Raw genomic sequence first — 26,779 nt, 5'->3', positions numbered from 1 at the left:
CCGCGGCTTTGGCGAGGCCGAGTTCCGCCAGATCGCCGACTGGATCATCGAAGTGGTCGACGGCCTGGCCGCCAACGGCGAAGACGGCAACTCCGAAGTCGAAGCCCGCGTCCGCGCCCAGGTCGCAGATCTCTGCAACCGCTTCCCCATATACCCGAACCTGTAAACGTTTAAAAAGAAAAGAAAACGGCGCTCTTGAGGCGCCGTTTTTTTTGTTGTTTGAGCAGTCGCTTTGACAAAAGGAGATCAGGCTAAGCGTCGGCTTGGCAGCCTTCTGAAAGTCAGATCAAATCGCGCCACCACAGAAAAACAAGCAGTAGCGCTGTCAGAGCCAACAGATTGAAAGCCAGCCCCCCCAGCAAACCAAGGAACCAGCCCCACCTGCGATCCGCAAGATTGATGCTTCCCAGATGATCCTGCACTACGTCCGACGCCCTGACGAGCTTGGGAGTATCCAGAATCAACCGCATCTTCGGGTGCGACGCCATCGCCTCGGACCGGGCAAGCACCATGGCCTGCCGGTACACCCGGCGCGGCAGGCGTCGTTTTGCCTTGCGAATGGATGCCTCTAGCGTCTTGTCGCGCACGCCAAGCTTGGCACGCAGCAAGGCCACCGTCTCGGCGATCCGGGTCTGAATGTCTGGGTCCTGAGGCATTGGCTCTCTCCTGCCGCCGCAATCTAGCCTGCACCACAAAGACCTACAATGGGGCTGGTGATCCGCTGTAGGCGCTTGTATCACGCAAGCTATGCTGAACACGATTGTACATGGCGAACCGACCGCCCGCCCACCGCTGGTAATAGCACACGGCCTTTACGGATCTGCTCGGAATTGGGGCGTCATTGCCAAAAGGCTTTCAGACGAACGGCAGGTTGTGGCGGTGGACATGCGCAACCATGCTTACAGCATGTGGGACCCGAGCCATGATTATCCCCACCTGGCACAGGATATCGCCGAAGTCATAGAACAGATCGGCGGCGTGGCGGATGTTCTTGGACATTCCATGGGCGGAAAGGCTGCCATGACCCTGGCCCTGCGGCACAATGGGTTGGTGAACAAGCTGGTGGTCGCCGACATCGCGCCGGTTCAATACGCGCACAGCCAAATCCGGTTCATCGAGGCCATGCGGGCTGTTGATTTTTCGCGCATCACCCGCCGGTCGGATGCGGAAATGCAATTGGCCGATCAAGGTGTTGAGAAAGCGTTGCAAAGCTTTTTCACCCAATCGCTGGATATCAAGGGAAAACGGTGGCTGCTTAATCTGGATGTTCTTGCAGCCGAGATGCCAAAGATCATGGGCTTCCCCAAGTTGGACGCCACATGGAATGGCCCCGCCCTGTTCCTGTCGGGCGCGGCATCGGATTATGTCCTGCCGGAACACCGCCCTGAAATCCGCTCGCTGTTTTCCGGCGCGCGTTTCGCCAAAATACCCGGAGCCGGGCATTGGCTGCACGCCGAAAAACCACGTGAATTCGAAGCAGCGGTTCGGACGTTCCTGAACGCCTGATCAGGTGCCCCGGTACAAGCGCCGGGCCACCATCCACGATGCCGGAGCAGCGATCACCGCCCCGGCAACTGCTGCGCCGACAATTGCGCTGACGGAAACCAATCCCGCAGACAGCACAGCGATTACGGCAGAACCTGAAATGGCAGTGGCGATCAGTGAATACAGCATGGCGGCAAGGCGAAACATGGTCGGGTGTTCCTTATGATGACTTCCGGCCAAACATGTCTCGATTCGAATGTGTTTTGCATTGATTTGCATCAGATGCGGAAATCTGGCGCTTCATGAACCTGTGATTTCGCAACCACCGTTGAGCCGATCCGCCAACCCGCCAAGGATGTGGAGCGTGTGAAAACCCAAGTCTTGCACCGTCAAAGGTACACACCCTCACTTTCACGCTTTTCCCAAAAGGATCAGAACGCGACTCGAGGTAGATGAAACAGCGGCCTTAGCCACCTAGGTTATTGCTCGCGAAACGCGCGCGACATGCTGTCCGACACAGGTTTGGCGATATAAGCCGCAAAAGTTCGTTCCTCGGTTTGGATCATAATTTCCGCAGGCATGCCGGGGGTCGGAACAAAGCCGCTGACCCGGTGCAGCTCGTCTGGGGTAAGTGAGATACGCGCCAGATATACCTCTTTTGGAACGCCTGCCGCCTCTTCAAGCAGCGCGTCGGCAGAGACATAAAAGACTTCTCCGTACAAAACCGGCGTTGTGCGCTGATTGAGCGCGATCAGTCGCACCGAGGCGGTCTGCCCGGTTACCACACTATCAATCTCGGTGCGTGGGATTTGCGCCTCAATAATCAACGGCGCATCGGCAGGCAGGATTTCGGCAATGGGTTCGCCCGTTTCGATCACACCACCCGGAGTATGATAATGCAGGCGAACCACTGTCCCGGTCACAGGAGCCCGTACCACGGCCCGGTCCAGGACATTACGGGCCTGACGGGATTTTTCGCGCACGCTTTCCAGATCGGCCTCGACCACGCCCAATTCATCCAGTGCAGCCTCGCGATAGGCGGATCGGGTGCGCGTAATCTGTTCCTGGTATTTCAGAAGCATCTGATTGATTTCAGCGGCCTCCGCCTGCAACCGGGCCTGCTGCCCCTCGGCTTCGGCCTGCACACGCCGGATCGTGTTCAATTCGCCCTTTCGAACCAGCCCTTTCTGGAAAAGCTGGTTTTTGGACTCGTACTCTTCCTGCAAGATCTCGGCACGTGTGACCATGCTGTCCAATTGGGCCTCAAAGCCGCTTGCCCGGATCTTCAAAGCCTCCATGTTGCGTTCCAAAAGTGCCACATCATTCAGCAAGGTCTTGCGCGACACATCAAAGCTGAGCATTTGACCGTCGAGAATGGCCATGACTTCCACGTCTTTGGAGGCCTCGACCAGATCTGGCGGAAAGACCAGACGATCCCGTTCCCCATATTCCGCCAGCAACCGCTCGGTCATCGCCTGCAAGCGCAGTTTGCGGATGAACAGCTCGCGCTCATTGGCCTGGGCCGAGGTCTGATCCAGCGTCATCAGCACCTGACCTGCCTGAACCGTTTGCCCCTCAGTGACCTTGATGTCTTCGATGATCCCGCCCTCAAGGTGCTGGACAATCTTGTTGCGTCCGGTGGCGACAAAACTGCCCTGCGCGATGACCGCCGCCGCCAGCGGGGCGCTGAAGGACCACACTCCGAAACCGCCAAAACAGACGACCAACATGATTATACCGATGACAATGAAGCGGTTGATCGAGCGCGGAACTTCCGCATACCAGACGTCAGGTTCACCGGCAGAGTGCCTTACGGGTACGAGGTCATTCATGGTCAGCCTCCCTGTTGCCCTTCAATTCCGGTCCGTTTGCGCGGCCCGTTGATCTGCTGAAGAACCTGCTCGCGCTGACCGAACAATGCGACACGCCCATCGGTCAGCAACATGATCTTGTCTACCACATTCAGCAGGGTCGGTTTCTGCGTGATGACGACCACGGTAATCTTGCTTTCGCGCGCCTGTTCAATGGCACGCGCCAAGGCTTTGTCCCCGGCAACGTCAAGGTTCGAGTTCGGCTCGTCCAGCACCACCATTCGTGGGTTCCCAAAAAACGCCCGCGCCAGCGCAATGCGTTGTTTCTGTCCGCCCGATAAAGGCGATCCATCGGAGGCCACCACAGTCTCATATCCCTGCGGCAAGGTTGCGATCATGTTGTGTACATCGGCCAGAACAGCGGCGTCATGTATCTGTTCGTCCGTGGCATCGGCACGCATCCGGCCGATATTGTCCTTGATGGTTCCGGGGAACAGCTGCACATCCTGCGGCAGATAACCTATGCTTTCTCCAAACTGGCGCGGGTCCCAGTTGCGGATATCCATCAGGTCCAGCCGCACACTTCCCGACGTGGGCAGAACGGACCCGACAAGGGTTTTGCCCAAGGTGGTTTTGCCCGCACCTGAATTGCCGATAATGGCCAATGTTTCACCGGGGGTGAGTGAGAAGGTAATCCCGTTCAGAACCACACGTTTGGTTCCACCAGGGACATAGAGCAACCGCTCCACATCCAGCCGGCCTTCGGGGCGCGGCAGGCGCAACTTCTCGTGTTGCAGGGCCGAGGTTGACAGCAGCGCCTTGATCCGCCCGTAGGCCGCGCGCGTCAGCAGGTAACTGTTCCACCCTTCAATCGAACCTTCGATGGGCGCAAAGGCGCGCCCGGCAATGATTGAGGCCGCGATCACCATTCCGCCGGTAATCTCTCCCTGCAGTGCCAGAAATGCGCCCCATCCCAGAATGCCAATCTGAGTCAGCAGACGAACAGCGCGCGAAATCGCTGCGAAGATCACGTTTCGGTCCTGCGCGCGCACCTGCCAGGTCAGGGATTGGGCGGTGTCCCGCCCCCAGATCCGCACCGCCTCGGGGATCATGGCCAAGGCGTTGATGATCTGGCTGTTGCGCGACATGGAATCCAGATGCAGGTTCGCCATGGATTGTGCCCTGTTTGCCTCGGCAAAAGGTTTGGCTGTCATTTTCTGGTTGATCAGCGCAATCGTCATCAGGATCAGCGCCGTCACCACGACGATCATGCCCAGTTGCGGGTGCACGAGAAAGATCATCAGAATGAACAGGGGCGCGAATGGCACGTCCAGAAACGAAATCAAAGTTCCCGAGACCAGAAAACCGCGCAGCTGCTGCAAATCGCCGAGCGTCTGATATTCGCGCCCGTTTCCATGCAACGACGCGTGCGCAGCCGCACTAAGCACCGGTGCACCCAAACGAACGGCAACCTCGACGCCGGTTCGCATCAGCGTAAACCGCCGCACCGCATCAAAAGCAGACTGAAAAATCACGGCCCCGGCGACGATCGCCGTCAACATGATCAGCGTATCCAAGGATCGGCTAGTCAGAACCCTGTCACTGATCTGAAACAGGTAGATCGGAATCGACAGGATCAGAATATTGGTCGCGCAGGTCAGCACCAGAACAAATGCAAGGTTACGCCGGATCGCCCGGATCGAATCCCGCAATGTGCGCTGGAAATCCTCGGGCGGGGTGCGCTTGTGAAAGGTTTGGGGTGGCCCGTTCCCGTCACCGCCGCCGGAGTTTGTCCGCAACAGTGGCTGGTTTGCCTTGGCCTCGATCGTCGCGCCCATGTGATCCGCGCCGGACGCGCGCGCAGAGGGGGTCTTGCGCGCTGTCGTTTCGTCCGCGGTTGCATGATCCGGGCCGTCAGCATCAGCCACCCCGTCACCACCGCCCGCAACGTCCTTGTCTTGCACGGGCTGCGTCGGCGCACGCCAATGGGGAGGTTCAGCGCGCGGTTGTTCACATGAGTGTTTCTGGTCTTTGGCCGGTTTCAACGCATCGTTTTCAACCGGCCGGTTTTGATCTGGTTCAGGCACTCGGAACTCCTGCGTCAGATGCAGTCGGGTGGTGGCACCTGTGGCCCGTTTTGCAGGATCTGTCCCAGGTTCGGGATCCTGACGCTTCAGACCCAACCCGCCTTGCCTGTCCAGCGGGCTGGATAAAGGGTGGCGGCGCGACGAAAAAACAAACGACATGTAGAAACCTTCTGGTCACTCGGTAAAAATCTTGGGGGATCAGGCCAGCATGGTTTGCAGGCCGTCGTCAGGTGTTGTTGCATCAAGAGCTGGGGTATTCAGTGCCAGGGCCGCATCCGGTTGCGCGACGGTCATGTCACCCATGATGGCTGCAATTGCCTCATTGGTCATCGCGGTAATCTCGTCGTTGTCCGGCATGTCGATCAGGCTGGCCTGATGCAGCAGCAGATCGGAATACGACCCGTCAGCTGCCATGACCGTCGAGTCCACACCCATCTTGGTCAGATGCGCGGTGTTCAGCATGGCGTTGCTGCCCGCGACTACATCGGCCCCGGCAGCATTCGGGCCGGACAGGTCAATATCATCCTGATCCAGCATCATCGTGGCCTGATTGACGATGTTCACCTGTATAAGATCGCCGTCGATCTTAAGGACGCGCAACTGCTCCATCCCGGCGAACATCGGATCATTCAGAAGCGCGTCTTCCAACGCGTCCATGTCCATTTCCGGTATGGCAAGCGCGTCCGCCATATTCTGTTGCATATCCTGGTGAATGTCCTTGCCGATCGTTTTGACCGACGCGTCGTTCATGAGCAGGTTTTCATCACCGTCCATCACCGACGCGGGCACTCCGCCGCTGATGATGTCGTCATCCATAAGGGCCATGGATTGAACCAGCACATCGACTGAAATCATGTTTCCGCCGATCATGATCAGATCGTAATAGCTGCCCAACTGCACGATATCGGCGACATTGTACATTTCGTTGTCGCCCAGCACGTAAAGCGTGGATGTGGCTGAAATTTCGGTCTGAATGTGATCGATATCGGTGGCATCTATACTCTGGTTGATGAAATTCGCGACCACCAGATCGCCGTGAACCCAGTCCACAACAACATAAGCGGGCTGGCCGCTTGTCCCGTCGACATCGTCCAGCCAGGCGGCCTCTTTGCCTTCGACTTCGATCACCGAAGACTGAACCAGGTTGGTACCGCTTCCGGCATTCATGGCACCTACGTCCCAGTCGGAAACAAGCGCGACCTGACTGATGACCGTCAGATTGATGGCCTGCCCGCCTACAACAATGTACGGAGCATCCACCCAACCAATAGTCGCAGACACTGCATTGATCGCCAGATTACCACCGGTCACCACCAGATGCCCGTCGTCAAAATCGGAATCCTTGGACTGATCCCATTCGGCGGGCCACGGCGTGTCCGCTTCATCGCCAGTCGCTTCATCCGGCTGATGGAAAGCGGGCAGCAGGTCGGTCCATTCAGGTGCTTCGGCCATGTGCTCGCCATTGACGATCACGCCCAAGGCATCATCGCCATGGAACTGATACACGGTGACGCCATCCACATCCCCGTTCATCGGATTCAGCATCTGTTCGGCCAGTGCCTCGACCATCTCGATTGACTGGTAGTCCGCGAGTGAAAATGACGGGCTTGCCACGGCATGAAGGGACAACGCCATGTCCAGCATCTGCTCACCTTTCGCGATCAGCGCGTCCGTGTCGCGAAATTCACCCTCGCCCACCGTATCGTTGTCACGCAGGAAAACCTTTTGCATGGTGTAACTTACCGCAGACCCCAACGGCACGTTGTCCGGCTGCAGAATGACGAGTGTGGGAACGGATGATGGTCCAATCGTGTCGTCTGGGACAAAACGCTCGGAAACCGGCCCATCTCCACCAAGGATAATCACCGATTCATGCACAGGCCCCTTCGGCGCGTCTGGTAGCGGCAGGTTAGGTTGAGGTGGGGCAAAATTGTATGGGAGGAGTTTGTACTCGCCCACCGGGATATCAAGGTCGGCCCTGATGTGGATCGCAGCAGGATCGTCCAGCCCGTCAATTTCGGCTTTTCGCCTCAGGGCGGTGAATTCGTCATACTGGTCCCGCAGCCGGGCTTGTTCGATCGTAAGTTCAAATGCTCCAACAAAATGCGCTATTGTTTCCGAAATTGCGTCAAGGGCCATATCGGTCATCCTTTTTCACCCGCACCGGCCAGAATTTCCGCTTTGGGTTCAGTTGGGCCGGGGCCACTGCTCGCGGCCCCGGCATTTTCGAAAATAGCGAGGCCCGATAATGCGGGCCTCGCCTTATGACTTATGCGTCGTTGTCGTCGCTTGCGTAGGACGAGGTCATCGAACCACCGACCATGGTCGTGTCGACCGAGTTGCCAAGCACGTTGGCGCCCATGACGATCGACTGGTTAAAGGCCGAGGTGTCGACAACAGCCGCTGCCGAGGCATAGGACTCGCCGGTCACGATGCCATCGCCACCGTTATTCGAGCCCCAGTTGCCAGCGTTGCCGCCTGCACCCCCGTCACCCGAATACGCACCAGCCGCGCTGCCGCCCGTGATGGTCCCACCCATGGTGTCACCGGACATGGCTGTGCCGGTCGAGTATCCGCTGGCTCCGCCATTTGCGGCGGACGCGCCACCGGCACCACCTGCACCCGAGCTGGCCGCACCGGTCGCATCGCCCGAACCGGTCGATGTGGCATCGTTATCGGACATGCCCGAACCACCGTATCCGGCGATAGCTTCGGCCAGGCTGTCGGCGGCGCCGTTTGTATCGGCATCACCGAATACATCCGCCGCTCCGCCATCACCGGCGGTATTGGCCGCATCAGCAGACCCGGCACCGTTGCCCGAAGACGTGGATGTGGGCGTCGTTGTGCCGCCTGCTCCGCCGTCACCGTCTGCTGCAGACGTACCAGAGCCCGCTGCGTCCGCTGTGCCGTTGGCCGAATTGGATCCGCCATCACCACCGCTGCCATCCGTGTTCTGCGAATTGCTGGACGCACCGTTCACGTCACCTGGGCTTTGGTTGATATCAGGCCCGCTTGCGGACTGGTCGCCAACACCCTGCGCATCCGAATCCGCGTCGGCGGTTCCACCGGAACCATCGCCGCCCGAACCGTCACCGCCTGAGCCATCGCCACCAGCGCCATCGCCGCCCGAACCGTCGCCACCGGTTCCGTCACCCCCGGTTCCGTCACCGCCTTCGCCCGCTTCGGCATCAACCATGCCAAGCTCTTCCTGCAGGGCCATGATTGCAGCTTCGACCATAGCGGCAAATCCGCCTTCGCCGTCACCGCCGGTACCGTCACCGCCAGTGCCGTCGCCACCGGATCCTTCACCACCGGTTCCTTCGCCGCCCGAGCCTTCACCGCCGGTACCAGGTCCGCCAGTTCCGTCAGCCGAGCTGTCCGCACCACTGTCAGCGCTGCCTTCTGCTGCGTTGCTGCCTGCTGTTGCATCATTGGCTTCGGTTGTGCTGTCGCTGGAATTCGACGACGAACCGTCTGTCGAAGCACTGCCGTCACCGCCGTCGGAACCTTCGGCGTCTACGTCATTGCCGGCCAGACCAAAGCCCGTGCCGTTCGAGTCGGAATCGCTGTCGCCGCCATCGGCGCTGCCCGAAGCATTCGAGCCAGACAGACCAAGGCCCAGTCCCAGACCAAACGAATCTGCGCTTCCGCCGTTGCCACCGGTTCCGTCACCGTCAACGCTTGTGCTGCCGTCGTTGTCAGCAGAAGACGAACTGTCAGCGTCGCCGCCGTCGCCGCCAGTGCTGTCACCGTCAGCCCCTGCGCCGGACAGGCCGACACCAATGCTGGCGTTATTTGCGTCTCCGGTATCACCACCTGCGCCGCCACTCGAATCCGCGTCGGCGCTGCCGGTATCGCCACCGGCACCAAACGCATGGCTGCCCAGCGTTGTCGAGTCTGCCGAACCACCATAGCTGGTACCACCGGCGCCCGAATCTCCACCACTGGACTTGACGCCGATACCTTCTTCAGCGTTGGCGGTGCCGCCATAGGCGCTACCATTCTGATAGAAACCGGAATTGTTCGAAACTGACGCCGATTCCAGCGTGTCGTCATCGCTCAGACTGGCGACCTGACTGTTGACGGACGCCATTGCGGTTCCGGCACCATCCATTGAGATATCGACATTCATGTCATCGCCAGGATCATAGTTCAGATCACGGCCTGCGGTGATTACGTCGCCAACCGACGCGTTATCTCCGAAGTCCAGATCAACCTGATCATCATCGCGCGGAATCCACTCTCCGCCACCAAAGTCGATATTGATCGCGTTGCTGTTTGAATTGTCGTTGGTGTTATCTCCGGCATTGAGCGTCTGGTCCTGATCCTGACCTTGATCCTGATCCTGGCCCTGATCTTGGCCTTGGTCCTGGCCTTGTTCCTGACCCTGATCCTGGCCTTGATTTTGGTCCTGGCCCTGATCGTTGGAGTTTTCGACAGTCTGGTCCTGTTGCTGCTGTTGTGCAGTCAGATCAGCTTCGACAAACGCCTCATCAATCGGGATTTCAACATTTACCGGAGCTTCCAGATTCTCGACATTAATTTCGTCGACGGTCGTTACGTTTGTATTATTCACATTACGTCTCATGACAAATTCCTATTTCTGGAACGCCAGACCGCCATTCATCTAAAAAGCGGCATCAGGCGAGATTGAAACAAAAATATCCGCGCAGCGCATGAACGCGCTGAAAGCGGTCTGTGGAAGTTTCTAAATGGCCACCTCCTTTCCCGGCTAAGCCGAAAGCGCGGCGGATCATGAAGGCTGCTGAAATACGCAATGACCGGCGCGATAGGGACAGGCGCTTCGACAATTGAAGCCCAGCCATGTTCGCAGCGACGCACGCCCACGCCTAGCTAGTCGAAAGTTTTGAAGTAGTTACAGTGTTGTTTTTATTATTTACTTTTGGAACACACCTGGGTTTTCGCTCGCCTGCCCCGCATGACCCACCCACAAAAAATAGCAACAAAATAATTCAATTGTTTCCGCTGGTTGCACAAAAAACCAAGCGGAAACCTAACCGAAAGTTCTATGGAACGGGCTCTGGAGGAACTCCTCCTGGTTGTGGAAAACCATGCTTTCGAGTATAATAGAAGTTAATTACCTATTTGATTAGTTAACTATTTTAGACCGCCAGAATTCAAAAAAGAGATTTTTGGTTGACCCTGTTTGCGAGGGAATGTGATGAGTGTGTCATTGATAGAAGAAACTGCCAATCAGGATCTTTATTCAGAAGATTTTTCGGTTGTCTTTATTGGAAAAGAATTATTCTACTCCAATCAGACCCTAAGAAGCGTTCAAACTGAATTCGGGGTTCGTGCCCGGCGGTTCGAAACCCTCGAAGCGATGAACGGCCACACACCCGGTTGCAGCAAGATTATTGTTGTTGACCAGATGATGCTTGAAGACCTGTTGGCGCGACCAATGGCCTATACCAAAAGTACGGGATCCGGCTGTCTTGCCTTTGCCTATCGCAAAGAAGAATCGGCCCGGCATATGTTTGAATCCTGGGATCGCGCGCAGTTCGGCGAAATTGGGTTTCTACCCATGAATGTGGCGCCCGATGCCTGGCGGGCCATCCTCAGGCTGCTGATGCATGAAGAACTGTACTTACCCAGCTTCCTTGCAGATTGCGTCGCCTTTCCTGGCCAGCGCACGCGGGACATCCCAGCCCGTCCAGTGACAAATGTCCCAAATGGTGTCGACCAGCAGTCGCGGTACCTGAAGCTGACGCGTCGCGAGAAGCAGGTCCTGCAACTTGTCTCGCAGGGCAAAAGCAACAAGTTGATCGCGGCCAAGCTGGGAATTACGGAACACACGGTCAAACTGCATATGCACAATGTGGTTGGTAAGATCGGCGTCAGCAACCGCACCGCTGCCGCGCATTTCTACTACGAGGTTGCGCCACACGAGGCGCAGCACTCCGCCCTTGACTGACACGTTCGAAGCCCGGTTCGATCGCCTGATCCTTCTGGTTGGCAGGCTGAACTATATGTGGACCAACACCGAAAGCCTGCTGATCCACCTGATCGCTGGCCTTTCCGGAACGTCGAAAGACGTGGCCGTCATTATCTTCCTGACCCTGAACACAACCCGCGCGCGTATTGATCTGGTTGAACGGCTTGCCAAGATGGAGGGAAGGCCCGCGCAGGTTCGCGACCCGATCCTTGAACGCACGCAACGGCTCAGCAAGCTTTCGGGCATCCGAAACAAGTATAACCACTGCATCTATTCGTTCGATCAGGAGAGCGGAAACCCGAAAACGATCCTGATGCGGATTGCTGACCGCAAGACCGATATAAAACTGGGTCGCGCGGATACGGTAGATGATGACGCGCTTCGCGAAATCGAAGCGGTCGTCAATCAGCTTTCAGCCGCGAACCAGGACATCTGGAGGCTGATCCGGGAATTGGGGTATCCGGTTTAGTCCTGGTCAGGAATATGACGCCATGACCACGTAGGCTGCGTTTCACTGCATTTGCGATACCGATGACGCGCAAACCGGGCGACAGAATGCAGCTTTCGAAAGCGCCTGGTGCGGGCGGTGGGACTCGAACCCACACGGGCATACGCCCTTCAGATTTTAAGTCTGATATGTCTACCATTCCATCACGCCCGCACGGCGCGGCCCTTTCGGACTGTGCAACGTCCTTACAAGCACAACGAGATGATAACAATGTGCTTTGACCCGCAGGATTGGGAAAAATAGACGGCAGCGCTGGTGAAACTCAATTGCACCCAACGGTACCTCCATTGTCTCACTTGGCTTTGGTGCGGTCCGACATATCCACAGGTCCGATGCATCGGATCGACTGAAGGTACTTCTCCAAAGAGCAGGTGCTGTCAGCACCGAACCGTTTTCCGTTCTATCCCAAAAAAGAATTCGTCAGGGCGCTGGCCGAAAAAAACTCCCGGCATCACCACATTATTATCCTCTGGTTATCAAGAACTCGAACTGAGTCTGCCATCAATTTGCATGGCCGATTGGAGCGACAGTATGGTCCGCAGAGTATGATTATGTCTATCGCCCGGGCTCGCAGGCGCTGCGAAAGTCTGGTCTAACGGGCGGAACCCAGCGGAGTTTTGGCATGGCCAGTGTCCGGAAAGGGCCTGTGCAAACGCTTCGACTTATTTTGAACGCCTTGGCACAGCGTTACCGCCCTTATTTGCCGCAGCGCGTGCACGGTTTTTCTTGCTGTTGGGCTTACCCTTTGGCGGTGGCGGGCCTTTTGGGCGGCGGTCAAGTTTTTTACTCAGACCACTGCGGTTGTCGTCATCGCGTTTGGGCTTGGCTTCAACTTTGGCCTTTTCAGGGGGCTTGGACACTGTCTTTTTCCGCGCTTTCGCAGGCTGCAGCTCGACAAGTCGGCTCGGTTTGCGTGCAGTCTTTTCCAGACCTTTCTTGCCTCTGGCAGCCCGGTTGAAGCTTGTCTTTGCTGAGTTCGACAAATCGGGGGCTGAATCCAACTGCACAATGTCTTTTGTACCCTCGATCTTCATTTCCGGCCCAATCGCGTCCAAAAATCCGGCGACGCTGCTTTCGCGAATTTCGATATAGGTCTCGTCGTCAACGATACGGATCGCACCGACATCGGATTTCGTGATGTTCCCCGCCTTGCACACCATAGGAAGTAGATATCGCGGAGACGCGTTTTCGTTGCGCCCTTCTGACAGCGAAAACCAAACACTCGGACCAAAAGGTGCGCTTTGCTTTGGCGCTGCTTCCTGAATGTCGTTTAGTTCTTCCGGAGCGGAATGCGCCCTGTTGTATTGACGGACATATGCCGCAGCGAGTTGTTCTGGCGAGAACCTTTCTACCAGTTCGTCGACTGACTGCCGCTCGGTCTTTGTTATTTCAGAGCACCAGTCCTCCGATCCGAACATCCGTTGCAGGTCTTGCGCTTTGACCTCTTCAGCGGAGGGCGCCGCACCCCAATCAGCCGTGAGTTTAGCGAATTTCAACAGCCTTTGGGCTTTTTTGTAAGAAGCCGGTGCAACGATCAGTGTGCTGACACCTTTGCGCCCTGCACGTCCAGTTCGGCCTGAACGGTGCAAAAGCGTTTCATGACTGCTGGGCAGTTCCGCATGGATCACCAGATCCAGATTTGGCAGATCAATTCCGCGCGCCGCGACATCGGTCGCCACACAGACGCGGGCCCGTCCGTCACGCATGGCTTGCAAGGCGTTTGACCGTTCACCTTGGGTCAGTTCTCCGGAAAGAGCCACAACCGAAAACCCGCGGTTGGACAGTCGGGCTGTCAGACGGCTGACCATGGCGCGCGTGTTGCAGAAAACGATGGCGTTAGGAGCCTCGTAGTAGCGTAGCACGTTAATGATAGCATTTTCACCGTCACGTGGAGCCACATTCATCGCACGGTACTCGATATCGGCGTGTTGCATCCGCTCACTGACAGTACTTACACGCTCGGCATCCCTTTGGTACCGGGCAGCCAAGGCGGCGATGGCGCGCGGTACCGTTGCCGAGAACAACAGTGTCTGGCGGTCTGATTGCGTTTGTTCGAGGATGAATTCCAGATCTTCACGGAATCCAAGGTCGAGCATTTCGTCAGCCTCATCCAACACGACGGCGCGTACGGATGCCAAATTAATCGAGCCGCGCATGATATGATCCCGCAACCGCCCTGGTGTCGCGACCACAATATGTGCCCCTCGGGACAGCGCCCGGCGTTCGTCGCGCATATCCATGCCGCCAACGCATGAGGCAATGAAGGCCCCCGCATCCGCATAGAGCCACCCCAGTTCTCGTTTGACCTGCAGCGCCAACTCTCGCGTCGGCGCAACAACCAACGCCAAAGGCGCGCCTGCCACATCGAAAACCTGCGCATCGCTCAAAATTGTTGGTGCGATGGCCAAGCCGAACGCGATGGTTTTTCCTGATCCGGTCTGCGCCGAAACTAACAAGTCTCGTCCCTGCAAATCCGGTGCGGACACGGCCTCCTGAACAGGGGTCAGCGTGTCGTATCCTTTACGCTTCAATGCGATTGCGAGTGTCGGGTTCATGGCTCAGCTCTCCGGAGTGATACGGTCACCCTCAGAGTTTCCGACACACGGGTCATAGTAGAAGCGCAGTCCATACTGCGAGGAGAACCGGATGTATAGATCGGAAAATGAGCCTCCCAATGAGCCTCCCCAACGGAACTGGTCCACACTTATGTTAAGGTGTCTGAAGTCAGCGCCTACCGGACAGATTTAGGGTTTTTATCATATACTCTTTAGCTGCTCGAAGTACGTGTGAATAAGTTTGTCGCCACAATCTGTTGTTCTAACGTCGTGAACAACAGAAATGCCCCACTGCGCGTCGGAGACACTTCGCTAGCTTACCAAACGAACCGCAAAACGATTGTGAACCATAGAACTACAGAGGCTGGTCCGCAGCAGACGTTCCTTTAGTACTTTCGTTGAGCCTTTTTACATCGACTTAGCCAAAAGCCAAAAAGTGATGGCCAAGTCCACGAAGACTTTTCTTTGAAACTCATCACTCATGCTTGATACCAATCCAATTTCAGCAGCCTGCACTTCTTTCAAATCTGGTAGCTGCTCAAGGAGCTTCCAGTCGCTAATCCCATAACAATCGTCCTAAACAAGTGTCTACAGGCCGAATATCAAACCCAAGCATCACTGTGGTTTAAGGTACTGAGGTTTGGATAATGCTTACGAACATCGTCGGGAACTCGCCTCCGAAAATAGTAAACACCGCCCTCTTTCTTCTGAGAAAAGAATTTGCTGAGATCATAACCGCTCCAAATTCAGCGATGACTAGAGGCATAGCGTCGCCTCGTGTGTCACCTTCGAATCCAGCGAACGCGCTTAAAACGCTTATATTTAAGATATTTCAGTGATTTAATGGTGCCCCCACACGGACTCGAACCGCGGACCTACTGATTACAAATCAGTTGCTCTACCAGCTGAGCTATAGGGGCACTGGCAGTCGATTACTTCGTCCGACAGAGGACTGCAACCCTCATTTTTAACTCAAACTTGGGGATTGCCCGATTTCCTGAGAAAGTGCAGAAACCGCACGGTTGGTTCGTTGCAGATTTTCACGCGACGCAAAGACCTAGAATGGGATGGACACAGCCCCTGAGGGTAAAAGGACAAAAGATGCAGGTAGTAATCCATGCCGGGGTCGTTTTCGCCGATGAAGGGCAAGTGCTGTCCTCGCTTTCGGCAAACAAGCAGGCCTTAGCGGATTGCCGTGCTGCGGTCTTGGGACCGCGCGGCGGACGTCAGTTTGTCAAGGTTCTGTCTGATGCCCTTGCTCAGGATTTGTCTGATGCAGAAACACAGGACGGGCTACACGCCCTTCTTCCGGATGATCCAAATGTTGATCGTGTCATCCTCTCGAACGACAAGTTCTTTGGCCCAACACGCTCTGCCCTGCAACATGGACAGATTTACCCTTTTGCCGGGCAGCGGACAGCCTATGTGCAAACCTTGCTGGATGATGCTCAAGTTGAATTATTCGTCGGTGTGGTGAACCCTGGGATTTTCATACCCAAGGTCCTGATGTCGATCCATGAAGATCACCGGCAGGAGATTCTGACCAGCACCGATCTGAGCTGCCTGAGCTGGTTGAGCATGATCGAAGATCTGCGCGATCTTGCGCCTCAGGTGCAGCTCACTTTGTGGAAGAATGAACACTTGCCACTGATTCTGGGGGATATCATGCGCGCAATAGCGGGCCTGCCCGGTGACGCTCCTCTGGAGGATGAGTATGCGTTGCTGTCGTCGCTTCTGACTGAAACTGGTCAACGGCATGTTCTGGACATCGTGCGGGGCAGCGACGGCCTCGACAAAGATACTCAACGAGAAGACCTTGCGCGGATATTGGAAGACCACGCCCGGCCCGATGAGGTCGAAGAGGAACTTGATCTGCCCGGCTGGAACGCCGACATCGTTGACGCATTTACAGAGCTTTACGAGCAGGATCTGGCAATCATCCAGACCATGCCGGGCATCCGGATACTGTAACCCTTCTGTCCCTGAAGCATCCTTACAGATGCCTTTTCGTTTGCCGGATGATCCAGTCCGCAAATGCTTGTACGGCTTCGTTCCTCTGCCCGGTCGGCGTGGCAATGAAATATGCGCTGCCCGAGGTATTCGCCAGTTGCCCGGTCTGGACCAGCGCGCCCGACGCCAACTCGGCCTCGATCAGGTAGGACGGCAAAATCGCAGCCCCAAGCCCGGCAACTGCGCCCTCGATCAGCATCGAGAACTGATCAAAGCGCATCCCTGGAAAAACCGTTCTGGCCTCAAGCCCAAGGCTGGCATGATACTCGGACCACAGCCCGGGCCGCGAGGTCAGATGCAACAGCGGCAGATCGAACACATGCTGTTCCTCGAAAGTCCGTTGGTCGCCCAACAACACAGGCGCAGCCGCTACAACAAGTTTTTCCGGGAACAACTTGCGTAGCCGCGCACCGGGCCAGTCTTCGTGCCCAAAGTGAATGGCAACGTCCATGCGCCGCTCTTCCAGGCTGAACGGCGTCGTGTAGGAATGCAGATCCAGTTCGATCCCCGGATGCAGGTGCTTGAAATCCGGCAGTCTGGGCACCAGCCACCGTGTCGCAAAGGTGGGCAGGACCGCCAAGGTCAGCAACGACGCACCGTCACCGGCCGCGATCGCACGATTGATCGTACCGTTCAGACGCTCAAGGTCGCCTGCAAGTTCTTCAAACAAAGCGCGACCCGCCTTCGACAGGCGAACGGCACGTCCGACCCGGCGAAACAGCGTCACCCCCAGCGCAGCTTCAAGTTCACGCACCTGACGGCTAACCGCGCCCTGCGTCACACCAAGTTCCTCTGCTGCCATGGTATAGCTTTCGTGGCGTGCGGCAGCCTCGAAGCTGCGCATGAGGGCAAAAGACGGGAGAGGGCTGATTCTGGGCATATCACTTATGAGTTTTAGTCACAGAAACGATACAAAACAGCGTATTTTTATCAAGTTACTTTGCAGATAGAACCTCAGTCACCTCCAGAGGAAGATTGACAGTGTTTCACCGCGCAAACCGACTAAACGGTATCGAATTGTCCGAAATCGTGCAGATTTCCGAGGCCGCCGCACGCTTGCGTTCGGAAGGGCGCGATGTTCTGGCATTGTCGACCGGTGAGCCTGACCTGCCCACCCCGCCCCATGTGGTCGAAGCTGCCCACGCGGCAGCGCTGGACGGCAAGACGAAATACCCGCCGACGGCCGGGGTGCCCGACCTGCGCGCCGAAGTTGCCCGGCAGGCCAAAGCCGAAGTGGCTCAGGTCATTGTGTCCACCGGTGCCAAGCAGGTGATTGCCAATGCCATGCTGGCCAGCCTGAACCCCGGCGACGAGGTCATCATGCCCGCGCCCTACTGGACCAGCTATTCTGACATAGTGCGGATGGCGGGTGGAACGCCCGTCATTCTGCCTTGCCCGATGGATCAGGGGTTCAAGCTTCTGCCGGAACAGTTAGAGGCCGCAATCACACCGCGCACGCGCTGGCTGATGCTCAACACGCCGTCGAACCCGTCGGGGGCAATCTATACACAGGATGAGATCGCCGCCCTCTCATCTGTTCTGTCCCGTCATCCACAGGTTTGGGTTCTTGCGGATGAGATTTATCGCCATCTCAGCTTTACTCCGTTTGTTTCAGTGGCCGACGCGGCCCCTGACCTTGCCGACCGTCTGTTGATCGTCGACGGTGTCGCCAAAGCATGGTCCATGACCGGATGGCGCATCGGCTGGGGGATCGGGCCGGTCGAGTTGATCAAGGCAATGGTGGCCGTTCAGGGGCAGGTTACATCGGGCGCCTGTTCGATTGCACAATGGGCCTCGCTTGCGGCGCTGACCGGCAGCCCGGACCTGTTGGAAGAACGCCGGGTCATTTTTACCGAACGCCGTGATCTGGTGGTTGCAGGGTTGAACACGGTTCCGGGGTTGCGCTGCGCGGCTCCCGACGGGGCGTTTTACGCCTTTCCTTCCTGCGCCGGACTGCTTGAGGATCAGGGAGGACCGTTCAAAAATGACGCTGACTTCTGCACCTGGTTGTTGGAAGATGCCGGTGTCGCTCTGGTTCCCGGTCGCGCCTTCGGGTTGCCCGGACATTTTCGCCTGAGCTTTGCTTATGCCCAAGATACAATTGCAGCGGGGCTTGCACGTCTCAAAGCCGCTGTAGAAAGGAAACTCTCATGAAACCACAATCCTGCCCCCAGCTTGGCCCTTTCACTTGGGATGACCCTTTTCTGCTGGAAGACCAGTTGGCCGAAGACGAACGCATGGTGCGCGATGCGGCCAACGCCTACGCGCAGGACAAACTGCTGCCCCGTGTGACCCAGGCTTTCGCCAATGAAGAAACAGACCCCGAAATCTTTCGCGAGATGGGTCAAATGGGCCTTCTGGGCACGACTATCCCCGAAGAATTCGGCGGCATCGGTGCCAGCTATGTCACTTACGGTCTGGTCGCACGCGAAGTGGAACGGGTCGACAGCGGTTACCGCTCGATGATGTCGGTGCAGTCCAGCCTCGTCATGTATCCGATCTATGCCTACGGAACGGATGAACAGCGCCGGAAATACCTTCCGAAACTGGCCAGCGGGGAGTCTATTGGCTGCTTTGGCCTGACCGAGCCCGATGCGGGCTCGGACCCCGGCGGCATGAAAACCGTCGCGAAAAAGACTGATGGGGGCTATGTCCTCAACGGGTCAAAGATGTGGATCTCGAATGCTCCCATTGCTGACGTGTTTGTCGTCTGGGCCAAATCAGACGCGCATGACGGCAAGATCAAGGGTTTTGTTCTTGAAAAAGGCACACCCGGTCTTTCAGCTCCGAAGATCGAAGGCAAACTGTCGCTGCGCGCCTCGATCACGGGTGAGATCGTGATGAACAATGTCGAGGTCGGGGAAGATGCTCTGTTGCCGGGTGTCGAAGGTCTGAAAGGGCCGTTTGGCTGCCTGAACCGCGCACGATACGGTATCGCCTGGGGATCGATGGGCGCAGCCGAGGCCTGCTGGCACGCCGCGCGGCAATACGGTCTGGACCGAAAACAGTTCGGTCGCCCTTTGGCGCAAACGCAGCTGTTCCAGCTGAAGCTTGCGAACATGCAGACCGAAATCGCCTTGGGCCTTCAGGCCGCTCTGCGCGTGGGTCGTCTGATGGACGAAGCCCGCGCAGCACCCGAGATGATCAGTCTGATCAAGCGCAACAATTGCGGCAAGGCACTTGAGGTCGCACGCCACGCACGTGACATGCACGGCGGCAATGGCATCAGCCAGGATTTCCACGTGATCCGCCACATGGTGAATCTGGAAACCGTGAACACCTATGAAGGCACGCATGATGTTCATGCCTTGATCTTGGGTCGCGCGCAAACGGGCCTGCAAGCCTTCGCCTGAGGACGACAAAGATGGATCGCGCAACCATTGTGCATGACAACTTCCTGCGCCGGGTTGCGGCACGGGATTTCCCCGCTGGCGCGACGCCGTCTGGCCCACTGACAGCGTCCGAAGCAGTCGGGCTATATCGCGCGCAATGTCTCAGCCGTGCATTGGACCGCCAAAGCCGGGCAATGCAGAAAGCGGGTCAGGGGTTCTATACCATCGGCTCCTCTGGTCACGAGGGGATGGCCGCGGTGGCGGCAGCCCTGCGCCCGACAGACCCTGCTTTTCTACACTACCGCGACGCCGCGTTTCAGATCGCCCGGTCCGATCAGGTGCCGGGGCAGAGCCCGACATGGGATATTCTGTTGTCCTTCGCTTCATCCTCTGATGATCCAATCAGCGGTGGGCGGCACAAGGTGTTGGGGTCAAAAGCACTTTGCATCCCGCCGCAGACCTCGACCATTGCCAGCCACCTGCCCAAAGCTGTCGGCGCGGCTTATGCAATCGGGGCAGCCCGCCGTCACAAACCCGAACATGCAGAAATACCGGACGACGCCATCGTCTACTGTTCCTTTGGTGATGCTTCGGCCAACCATTCCACTGCGCAAGGCGCGTTCAACACCGCGCAGTGGACGTCTTACCAGTCGGTTCCCCTGCCACTGCTGTTCTGCTGCGAGGACAACGGGATCGGAATTTCGACCAAGACACCACAAGGCTGGATTGCCGCAACATTCTCTCATCGACCGGGACTGAAGTATTTCACGTGTGACGGGCTCGACATTTTCGAAACCTACCGTGTCGCACAAGAAGCCGCCGCCTACGTCCGCAGCCGTAAGAAACCCGCTTTTCTGCACATCCGCACAGTGCGCCTGTATGGCCACGCCGGGGCAGATATGCCCACCACCTATATGCCAAAATCCGAGGTCGAAGCCGAAGAGGCGAACGACCCCCTGCTGCACTCCGTCCGTCTGCTGGAACAATCCGGTGCGATGCAAGCGGATGACGCGCTGAAGGTATACACCGACACCTGCGACCGCGTCACCCGCGTCGCCGACAAGGCGATCACCCGCCCTCGCCTGAAAACCGCAGGTGACGTGATGGCCAGCCTGATCCCGCCCGCACGCCCCTGCGCCCCTACCAATGGCCCGTCAGCTGAACATCGGGCTGAGGTATTCGGCGGCGACCTCAAAGCACATGCTGAACCCCAGATCATGTCACGCCTGATCAACTGGGCCCTGAGCGACCTGATGCTTGAACACGACGAGATCGTGATGATGGGCGAAGATGTCGGGCGCAAGGGCGGTGTCTATGGCGTGACGCAAAAGCTTCAGGCCCGTTTCGGCCCTGACCGGATGATCGACACGCTGCTGGACGAACAGTCGATTCTGGGCCTAGCCATCGGGATGGCTCAGAACGGGTTTACGCCCATGCCGGAAATCCAGTTCCTGGCCTATCTTCATAACGCCGAAGACCAGTTGCGCGGCGAAGCGGCCACCCTGCCCTTCTTCTCGAACGGTCAGTACACCAACCCGATGGTCGTGCGCATCGCCGGGTTGGGGTATCAAAAAGGTTTTGGCGGGCATTTCCACAATGACAACTCGGTCGCGGTTCTGCGCGATATTCCGGGGCTGATCCTGGCCTGCCCATCGAACGGCGCCGACGCTGCACGAATGCTGCGTGAATGCGTGCGGCTGGCCCGGGAAGAACAGCGGTTGGTCGTGTTTCTGGAACCCATCGCGCTCTACCCGATGCGGGACCTGCACGAAGCCGGGGACGCAGGCTGGATGCACACTTACCCCGACCCATCCGAAAGGATCGGTTTCGGCGAGGTCGGCGTGGATGGAGATGGCGACGATCTGGCCATCGTTACCTTTGGCAATGGCGTCTACCTCAGCCATCAGGCGCGCAAATCGCTGGAGGCCGACGGGACAAAAACCCGGATAATTGACATGCGCTGGTTGTCGCCGCTTCCCAAAGACGCGCTGACCCGGGCCGTAAGCGGCGCCAAGCGGATATTGATCGTCGATGAAACCCGGCATCACGGCGGCGTGGCCGAAGCCCTGATGGCCCATTTCCACGAAACCACTGATGTGCCGATGGCTCGTATTACCGCCGAAGACAGCTTTATCGCCACCGGCCCGGCCTATGCCGCGACCATGCCATCGAAAGACAGCATCGAGGCCGCAGCAAGATCCCTTATGGAGACGGGCAAATGAGGTCTGCGAAACAAACCGCTGTTGTCATCTGTCCGGGGCGCGGAACCTATAACAAACCCGAATTGGGTGTTCTGGGTCGGCATTTTACCGACAAGGCCCTGCTGGCACATTTCGATGGCATGCGGCGCGCACAGGGTCAGGAAACCCTAAGCGAACTGGACGGCGCAACACGGTATTCCGTGGCAAAGCACACGCGCGGAGACAATGCCTCGGCCTTGATCTATGCCGCCACGCTGGGCGATTTTCGTGCCATCGATCCGGAGAAGATCGACGTGGTGGCTGTGACCGGAAACTCGATGGGCTGGTATTCAGCCCTGGCCTGCGGGGGCGCCTTGACTGCCGAGGCAGGGTTCGAGGTGGTCAACACCATGGGAACACTCATGCAGCAGAGCCTGATTGGCGGCCAGTTGATCTATCCTTTCATGGATGCCGACTGGCAGCCGAACCCGGCACGCAAGGCCGAACTGCTGGCTTTGGTCGCTGAGATCGACGGCACCGGCGCGACCCTCACCCTGTCAATTGATCTGGGCGGGATGCTGGTTCTGGCCGGGGATGAAGCTGGGTTGTCCGCCTTTGAAAACAAGGTGCCTGTGGTGCAGGAACGATTTCCGATGCGGCTGGCCAATCACGCAGGGTTTCATTCACATCTGCAACGCCCAGTTGCCGAAGCCGGTCGCGCCCGCCTTGCCGCAGATCTGTTCCGGCAACCCAATTTGCCCATGATAGATGGCCGTGGTCAGATCTGGTGGCCCGGAGCCTGTGATCTGGACGCGCTTTGGGACTACACCTTGGGTCATCAGGTGACCGAAACCTATGATTTCACAAAGGCCGTATCACAAGCCGCGAAAGAGTTTGCACCCGACATGTTCATCGTCACTGGACCGGGAACCACACTGGGCGGAGCCGTCGCGCAGTGCCTGATCCTGAGCAATTGGGATAAGATGCAGGACAAAGCAAGCTTTCAGACCATCCAACGCGAAGAACCTTCGTTAATCTCGATGGGGATCGAGGATCAACGCACACGTGTGACTTGATCTTGCACACCTTGGCGGTTCGCCCGGCGCAAACCGATCTATCGCGGGCACTCCGCTCCACTCTGTGCACCGAACCATCTGTTCAGATCCCACCCGAGCAAGCGCCCTGCATTTCAATTCCACGATTCCGGAACCGGAAAAGGCGACGGAGCGCTCGGCCTGAGACGGCAACTACTGTCGAATGCTCCGGGTCAAATGGCATCTTCACGCAAATCAGGACACTTTCGGTCAAGCATCTTGCAGACGAGCCAAAGGCCCAGACATTGAACCTAAGCGTTTGATATCCAGCACTCATTTCTCTGACTTAAATGGTGCCCGGGGGCGGAATCGAACCACCGACACGAGGATTTTCAATCCACTGCTCTACCCCTGAGCTACCCGGGCACGGGAACGACGTTTGTCGTTGGGTGGAGGCGTTCTATGACTTGCTACCGGCAGTGTCCAGAGGCTTTTTTACATTTTTTCAGTGCGGTCGCATTGTATTGCGTTCGTCCGCATCGGCCTCGGTCTCAGGGTCGTCTTCGCGCTGAGACGGGACCGCGTAAGAGCCGTTCAGCCACTTGGCCAGATCAATGTCTGCGCAGCGTTTCGAACAGAACGGGCGGAACTTCTTTTGCGTTTCTTCTCCGCAGATCGGACAGCTCATTTCAGGATCTCTGCGACAGGTAACCGGCTGCGTTTGCGCTGCAACTCGAAATGCCCCAGAGGTGTCCATCCCGCCAGTATCGTCTCGTCCGGGTCCGACTTAAAGGCCGCACGCAGGGCGGATTCGAACCCTCGGCGGTCTTTCTTGGGCATCGGAGCCAGATCCAGTGTGATCTGCCCCGCCAGCCCGCGCACACGCAATGCACGTGGCAGAGCTTTGGCACAAGCGAAGTTGGCTTTTGTTCCTGCCGCCAGCGACGTATCCGCGCCTGTGTTCACGTCAACGGCCACCAATGCGCGGGTCGGTTCGATAAATAGATATCCGCCTCCGGGGAGAGGTTCGGAAACACCTCGGGCAACATCCAGCGCATCCAGCACACCATGGGTTTCAAAACTGCCGGTTTTCGTCACAACCTCGGCAGGATCGGTCCAGTCGCGCCATGCGAGGATATGCGGGCTGTCACCTTCGCTGAGCAGTTCGACGTCGGAGCCCTCGTCCGTCATCACTTGTTCAGCTTGCGCAAGCATGGCCGAAATGTCGTCAGCAATGTCACCGGCATCCGCATCCATGCAGCAGGAGCGGAGGATCAACCCGTAGGGGCTGTCGCCCATTTGTTCATGCGCGATTTCAAGCAGTTGATCCCGCTTGTCTTCATCCTTGATGCTGCGCGAGATGTTCAGGCCCGGCGCGTCGGGTGTGACAATGGCAAAGCGGCTTTTGAACAGGATGCGGTTGGTTACAGGGATGGCCTTGCCGGGCTCGGCATATCCGCCCACCTGCACCAGAAGCGTGGCACCCGGCGCTAACCCTTTGACCTGTCGAAGAAAAGCCGGGCCGTCGGGTGTCGTCAGGAACATACCGCCCTGCCCCTTGACCGGTCGATCGGCACGGGCGCGATAAATGGTGCCGGGTGCCGGCGCGTCGGCGGCGATCAGGAGATCATCAAGCTTTCCGTCGACCATCAATGCCGCGGCCTCGCGGTCTTGGATATGGTCTAGAACGATGGTTCGACCCTTCATGATGCCTCGCTATATAGTGGGTAGCCGATCCCTTGCAGCAAGGCGGCGGTCTCGGACAGGGGCAGCCCCACGATGCCAGTGAACGAGCCCGAAATCCATGGGATGAATGCGCCAGCAGGGCCCTGGATCGCATAGGCCCCGGCTTTGCCCTGCCAATCACCGGTCGCCAGATAAGCGTTGATTTCAACGTCAGACAGGCGTTTGACCTTGACCTGCGAGACGACATCACGTTGCAGGATGCGATCCCCGCGCCGAACGGCGACCGAAGTGATCACCCGGTGACGGCGACCGGACAGAGCGTACAGGAACTCTGCGGCTTGCCCCTCATCCTGGGGCTTGCCCAGAATACGCCGCCCCAGTGCAACTGTCGTGTCCGCGCAAAGCGTGATGTCACCGCTATCCGATTGAACAGCCTTTACTTTTTCACGCGTAATGCGACTGCAATACGGAACAGGAAGCTCACCCTTCAGCGGTGTTTCGTCGATGTCAGGGGGGCGGATGGCGTCGGGCTGCACGCCAAGCTGCGCCAGCAGGTCCAGCCGCCTTGGGCTGCCCGATCCCAGGATAAACGCCATCTCGGCAGGCGTTATTTGAAGCGGTAGTTGATCCGACCCTTGGTCAGATCATAGGGGGTCATCTCGACCTGAACCTTGTCGCCGGCCAGAACACGGATGCGGTTCTTGCGCATCTTTCCTGCCGTATGTGCGATGATTTCATGGCCGTTTTCCAGCTCGACCCGAAACGTCGCATTAGGCAGGAGTTCCTTCACGACACCGGGAAATTCGAGCGTATCTTCCTTGGCCATGTTGTCTCCATCATTAGGTTGCGCCCGCAGAATCTGCGGGGATGTGCGCTTAAATGAGCCTATTTTTCCCTTATTTCAAGGGCGGATTCATCTAAAGGGCGGATAATGTGACCGTTTCGACTCGGGCGTCCTGCTCTGGCCAATGGGTCCGGTTCAGCACATGGCCATCGGCGCGGACCTCGGCGATGGCGGACAGGTCGACATCCGCATAGGTCCAGCCGGGCTGGTTCAGAGCGCCCTCGGCCAGCACTCCGGTGGCCGGAAACCCCTTGTCCGGCGGGCCGAAAACGCCGCCCATGCCGGTGTTCATGTCCACTGCCTCGGACCAGTCGTTGGCTCCGACCAGTGACGACATAACCGTAACGCATTGATTTTCCAATGCTCTTGACATTGCCCCGATGCGAACACGCCAATACCCTGACAGCGCTTCGGTGCAGGACGGTACAAGGATCATATCCGCATCGCTGAGTGCGCGGCCCAGCAGGGGAAACTCGCTGTCATAACAGATCAGAACACCGATTTTGCCCAGCGCGGTGTCGAACAGCTTGAGCGGACCACCCGGCGCGATGTCCCAGTCCTCGCGTTCAAAGCGGGTCATGATCTGCTTGTCCTGATGGTCGCGGCCACCGTCCGGGGCGTAGAACGCGGCGCGGTTCACCGGGCGGCCGGACCCATCCACAACCGGGGCCGATGCGCCCAGAATGTACGTTTTGTACGCACTTGCGAGGCGCGAGTGCAAATTTTGTACATCCTCGAACCGGTCCGAAACCGCGCGGATCGAACGTTCAAGATCACCCGCCACCTCGGCACCATCGAGCGTCGACACCTCCATCGCGCCGTATTCGGGGAACACCAGCAGCCCGGCCCCCTGCCCGGCGGCCTCGGCAACCCATCGGTCCAGCTTGTCCTCGTACTGCGCCCAGCTGTCGAGCCAGTCGAGATTATACGCTGCGGTTGCGACTTTCATTGATGGGGCCCCCTGAGCCGATGTGTCGAGGCACTAAACCGTGAGAGCCGCCGCGTGTACAGATCAATCTGGTGGTGACGGGGTGAAGGGGGGGTACCAGACCTAACCAGCATTTGAGATTTCGCTCGTGCAGCGCGTCGAGATACATGCAGACCACGAAGGGCGCAGCCGCGGGATCGATGCTCAAAACGCCCCACCCTTTCCCTGGTGTTGAGTTCTTTTTGTTTGCATCCGACTCAATCAGGCGCGCGTGAGCTACCCCCTGAATTTCGGACACTGACGTAAGCTACGATTTGTTGTTTGCTGATCTTCGACGAAGAGGAGATCAGAGATGTCGAAACG

Annotated in this window: 22 protein-coding genes, 3 tRNA genes and 1 pseudogene; 9 read left to right on the top strand and 17 right to left on the bottom strand. The window is 57.7% G+C overall.

Annotated features, from left to right (window positions below; all coding sequences use genetic code 11):
* A pseudogene (gene glyA, locus ACR0CE_RS19980) lies at positions 1-166 on the top strand (serine hydroxymethyltransferase); the annotation flags it as partial.
* Between the two features lie 115 nt (positions 167-281).
* On the opposite strand, the gene ACR0CE_RS19975 reads toward glyA, so the two are convergent.
* Positions 282-656 (bottom strand): hypothetical protein, encoded by a 375-nt coding sequence (locus ACR0CE_RS19975; protein WP_209507997.1) that lies wholly within the window; start codon positions 654-656, stop codon positions 282-284.
* Between the two features lie 91 nt (positions 657-747).
* Between ACR0CE_RS19975 and ACR0CE_RS19970 the strand changes: the two genes are divergently transcribed.
* Positions 748-1,506: an alpha/beta fold hydrolase gene (locus ACR0CE_RS19970; RefSeq protein ID WP_480473558.1), complete on the top strand. Its 759-nt coding sequence runs from the start codon at positions 748-750 to the stop codon at positions 1,504-1,506.
* On the opposite strand, the gene ACR0CE_RS19965 is transcribed toward ACR0CE_RS19970, so the two are convergent.
* The 5 genes from ACR0CE_RS19965 to ACR0CE_RS19945 form a co-directional block, all read right to left on the bottom strand.
* Positions 1,507-1,692 carry a hypothetical protein gene (locus ACR0CE_RS19965; protein WP_267368020.1) on the bottom strand — a complete coding sequence of 62 codons (186 nt, stop codon included), beginning with the start codon at positions 1,690-1,692 and terminating at the stop codon, positions 1,507-1,509. It lies immediately after the preceding gene.
* A gap of 272 nt (positions 1,693-1,964) precedes the next feature.
* Positions 1,965-3,317: an HlyD family type I secretion periplasmic adaptor subunit gene (locus ACR0CE_RS19960; RefSeq protein ID WP_480833550.1), complete on the bottom strand. Its 1,353-nt coding sequence runs from the start codon at positions 3,315-3,317 to the stop codon at positions 1,965-1,967.
* Positions 3,318-3,319: 2 nt separating this feature from the next.
* Entirely contained in the window at positions 3,320-5,542 is a 2,223-nt protein-coding gene (locus ACR0CE_RS19955; RefSeq protein ID WP_480833549.1) for a type I secretion system permease/ATPase, read from the bottom strand.
* A 39-nt stretch (positions 5,543-5,581) separates the two neighbouring features.
* Entirely contained in the window at positions 5,582-7,522 is a 1,941-nt protein-coding gene (locus ACR0CE_RS19950; RefSeq protein WP_480833548.1) for a type I secretion protein, read from the bottom strand.
* A 130-nt stretch (positions 7,523-7,652) separates the two neighbouring features.
* On the bottom strand, positions 7,653-9,959 hold the full coding sequence (locus ACR0CE_RS19945) for a hypothetical protein (protein ID WP_480560771.1): 2,307 nt from the start codon (positions 9,957-9,959) through the stop codon (positions 7,653-7,655).
* A 606-nt stretch (positions 9,960-10,565) separates the two neighbouring features.
* On the opposite strand from ACR0CE_RS19945, the gene ACR0CE_RS19940 reads away from it, so the two are divergent.
* Together ACR0CE_RS19940 and ACR0CE_RS19935 are read left to right on the top strand one after the other, a co-directional pair.
* Positions 10,566-11,318, top strand: coding sequence for a helix-turn-helix transcriptional regulator (locus ACR0CE_RS19940; protein ID WP_480833547.1), 753 nt, complete (start codon positions 10,566-10,568; stop codon positions 11,316-11,318).
* Positions 11,311-11,808 (top strand): hypothetical protein, encoded by a 498-nt coding sequence (locus ACR0CE_RS19935; protein WP_245220737.1) that lies wholly within the window; start codon positions 11,311-11,313, stop codon positions 11,806-11,808. The genes ACR0CE_RS19940 and ACR0CE_RS19935 overlap by 8 nt, the downstream gene beginning before the upstream one ends.
* 106 nt (positions 11,809-11,914) lie before the next feature.
* Here ACR0CE_RS19935 and ACR0CE_RS19930 read toward each other — a convergent pair.
* The 4 genes from ACR0CE_RS19930 to ACR0CE_RS19915 all read right to left on the bottom strand — a co-directional run bounded on the left by ACR0CE_RS19930 (position 11,915) and on the right by ACR0CE_RS19915 (position 15,322).
* Positions 11,915-12,000, bottom strand: a tRNA-Leu gene (locus ACR0CE_RS19930).
* A 509-nt stretch (positions 12,001-12,509) separates the two neighbouring features.
* Complete coding sequence (locus ACR0CE_RS19925) at positions 12,510-14,402, bottom strand: DEAD/DEAH box helicase (RefSeq protein ID WP_480833546.1); 1,893 nt, start codon at positions 14,400-14,402, stop codon at positions 12,510-12,512.
* 602 nt (positions 14,403-15,004) lie between these two features.
* Positions 15,005-15,148: a DUF6538 domain-containing protein gene (locus tag ACR0CE_RS19920; RefSeq protein WP_480484539.1), complete on the bottom strand. Its 144-nt coding sequence runs from the start codon at positions 15,146-15,148 to the stop codon at positions 15,005-15,007.
* A gap of 98 nt (positions 15,149-15,246) precedes the next feature.
* A tRNA-Thr gene (locus ACR0CE_RS19915) sits at positions 15,247-15,322 on the bottom strand.
* A 181-nt stretch (positions 15,323-15,503) separates the two neighbouring features.
* Here ACR0CE_RS19915 and ACR0CE_RS19910 point away from each other — a divergent pair.
* Complete coding sequence (locus ACR0CE_RS19910; RefSeq protein ID WP_480833545.1) at positions 15,504-16,373, top strand: hypothetical protein; 870 nt, start codon at positions 15,504-15,506, stop codon at positions 16,371-16,373.
* A gap of 22 nt (positions 16,374-16,395) precedes the next feature.
* Here ACR0CE_RS19910 and ACR0CE_RS19905 read toward each other — a convergent pair whose 3' ends face one another.
* Positions 16,396-17,292 (bottom strand): LysR substrate-binding domain-containing protein, encoded by an 897-nt coding sequence (locus ACR0CE_RS19905; protein ID WP_480833544.1) that lies wholly within the window; start codon positions 17,290-17,292, stop codon positions 16,396-16,398.
* Positions 17,293-17,393: 101 nt separating this feature from the next.
* On the opposite strand from ACR0CE_RS19905, the gene ACR0CE_RS19900 reads away from it, so the two are divergent.
* From ACR0CE_RS19900 to ACR0CE_RS19885, 4 genes are read left to right on the top strand one after another with little or no spacing between them, the layout of a single operon-like run.
* The gene (locus ACR0CE_RS19900) at positions 17,394-18,566 is read left to right on the top strand and encodes a pyridoxal phosphate-dependent aminotransferase (RefSeq protein ID WP_480833551.1); all 1,173 of its coding nucleotides are present in this window, start codon (positions 17,394-17,396) and stop codon (positions 18,564-18,566) included.
* Positions 18,563-19,765, top strand: coding sequence for an acyl-CoA dehydrogenase (locus ACR0CE_RS19895; RefSeq protein ID WP_480833543.1), 1,203 nt, complete (start codon positions 18,563-18,565; stop codon positions 19,763-19,765). Before ACR0CE_RS19900 ends, ACR0CE_RS19895 begins: the two co-directional genes overlap by 4 nt.
* Positions 19,766-19,776: 11 nt before the next feature.
* Positions 19,777-21,966: a dehydrogenase E1 component subunit alpha/beta gene (locus ACR0CE_RS19890; protein ID WP_480833541.1), complete on the top strand. Its 2,190-nt coding sequence runs from the start codon at positions 19,777-19,779 to the stop codon at positions 21,964-21,966.
* A complete protein-coding gene (locus ACR0CE_RS19885) occupies positions 21,963-23,000 on the top strand; it encodes an ACP S-malonyltransferase (protein WP_480833540.1) in 1,038 nt (345 codons plus the stop codon). Before ACR0CE_RS19890 ends, ACR0CE_RS19885 begins: the two co-directional genes overlap by 4 nt.
* Before the next feature lie 309 nt (positions 23,001-23,309).
* On the opposite strand, the gene ACR0CE_RS19880 is transcribed toward ACR0CE_RS19885, so the two are convergent.
* The 6 genes from ACR0CE_RS19880 to ACR0CE_RS19855 all read right to left on the bottom strand — a co-directional run bounded on the left by ACR0CE_RS19880 (position 23,310) and on the right by ACR0CE_RS19855 (position 26,437).
* Positions 23,310-23,384: transfer RNA gene (locus ACR0CE_RS19880), tRNA-Phe, on the bottom strand.
* Positions 23,385-23,463: 79 nt separating this feature from the next.
* Entirely contained in the window at positions 23,464-23,646 is a 183-nt protein-coding gene (locus tag ACR0CE_RS19875) for a DNA gyrase inhibitor YacG (RefSeq protein ID WP_480473599.1), read from the bottom strand.
* Positions 23,643-24,665 (bottom strand): ribonuclease E/G, encoded by a 1,023-nt coding sequence (locus ACR0CE_RS19870; protein WP_480833539.1) that lies wholly within the window; start codon positions 24,663-24,665, stop codon positions 23,643-23,645. Before ACR0CE_RS19870 ends, ACR0CE_RS19875 begins: the two co-directional genes overlap by 4 nt.
* A complete protein-coding gene (locus ACR0CE_RS19865; RefSeq protein ID WP_480473601.1) occupies positions 24,662-25,240 on the bottom strand; it encodes a Maf family protein in 579 nt (192 codons plus the stop codon). The genes ACR0CE_RS19870 and ACR0CE_RS19865 overlap by 4 nt, the downstream gene beginning before the upstream one ends.
* 11 nt (positions 25,241-25,251) lie before the next feature.
* Positions 25,252-25,470 carry a translation initiation factor IF-1 gene (gene infA / locus ACR0CE_RS19860; protein WP_005978431.1) on the bottom strand — a complete coding sequence of 73 codons (219 nt, stop codon included), beginning with the start codon at positions 25,468-25,470 and terminating at the stop codon, positions 25,252-25,254.
* A gap of 91 nt (positions 25,471-25,561) precedes the next feature.
* Entirely contained in the window at positions 25,562-26,437 is an 876-nt protein-coding gene (locus ACR0CE_RS19855) for a carbon-nitrogen hydrolase family protein (RefSeq protein WP_480833538.1), read from the bottom strand.
* Between the last annotated feature and the right edge of the window lie 342 nt (positions 26,438-26,779).

Source organism: Ruegeria sp. L11 (genome assembly GCF_056531755.1).
This window is presented reverse-complemented; position numbering and strand designations above follow the sequence as displayed.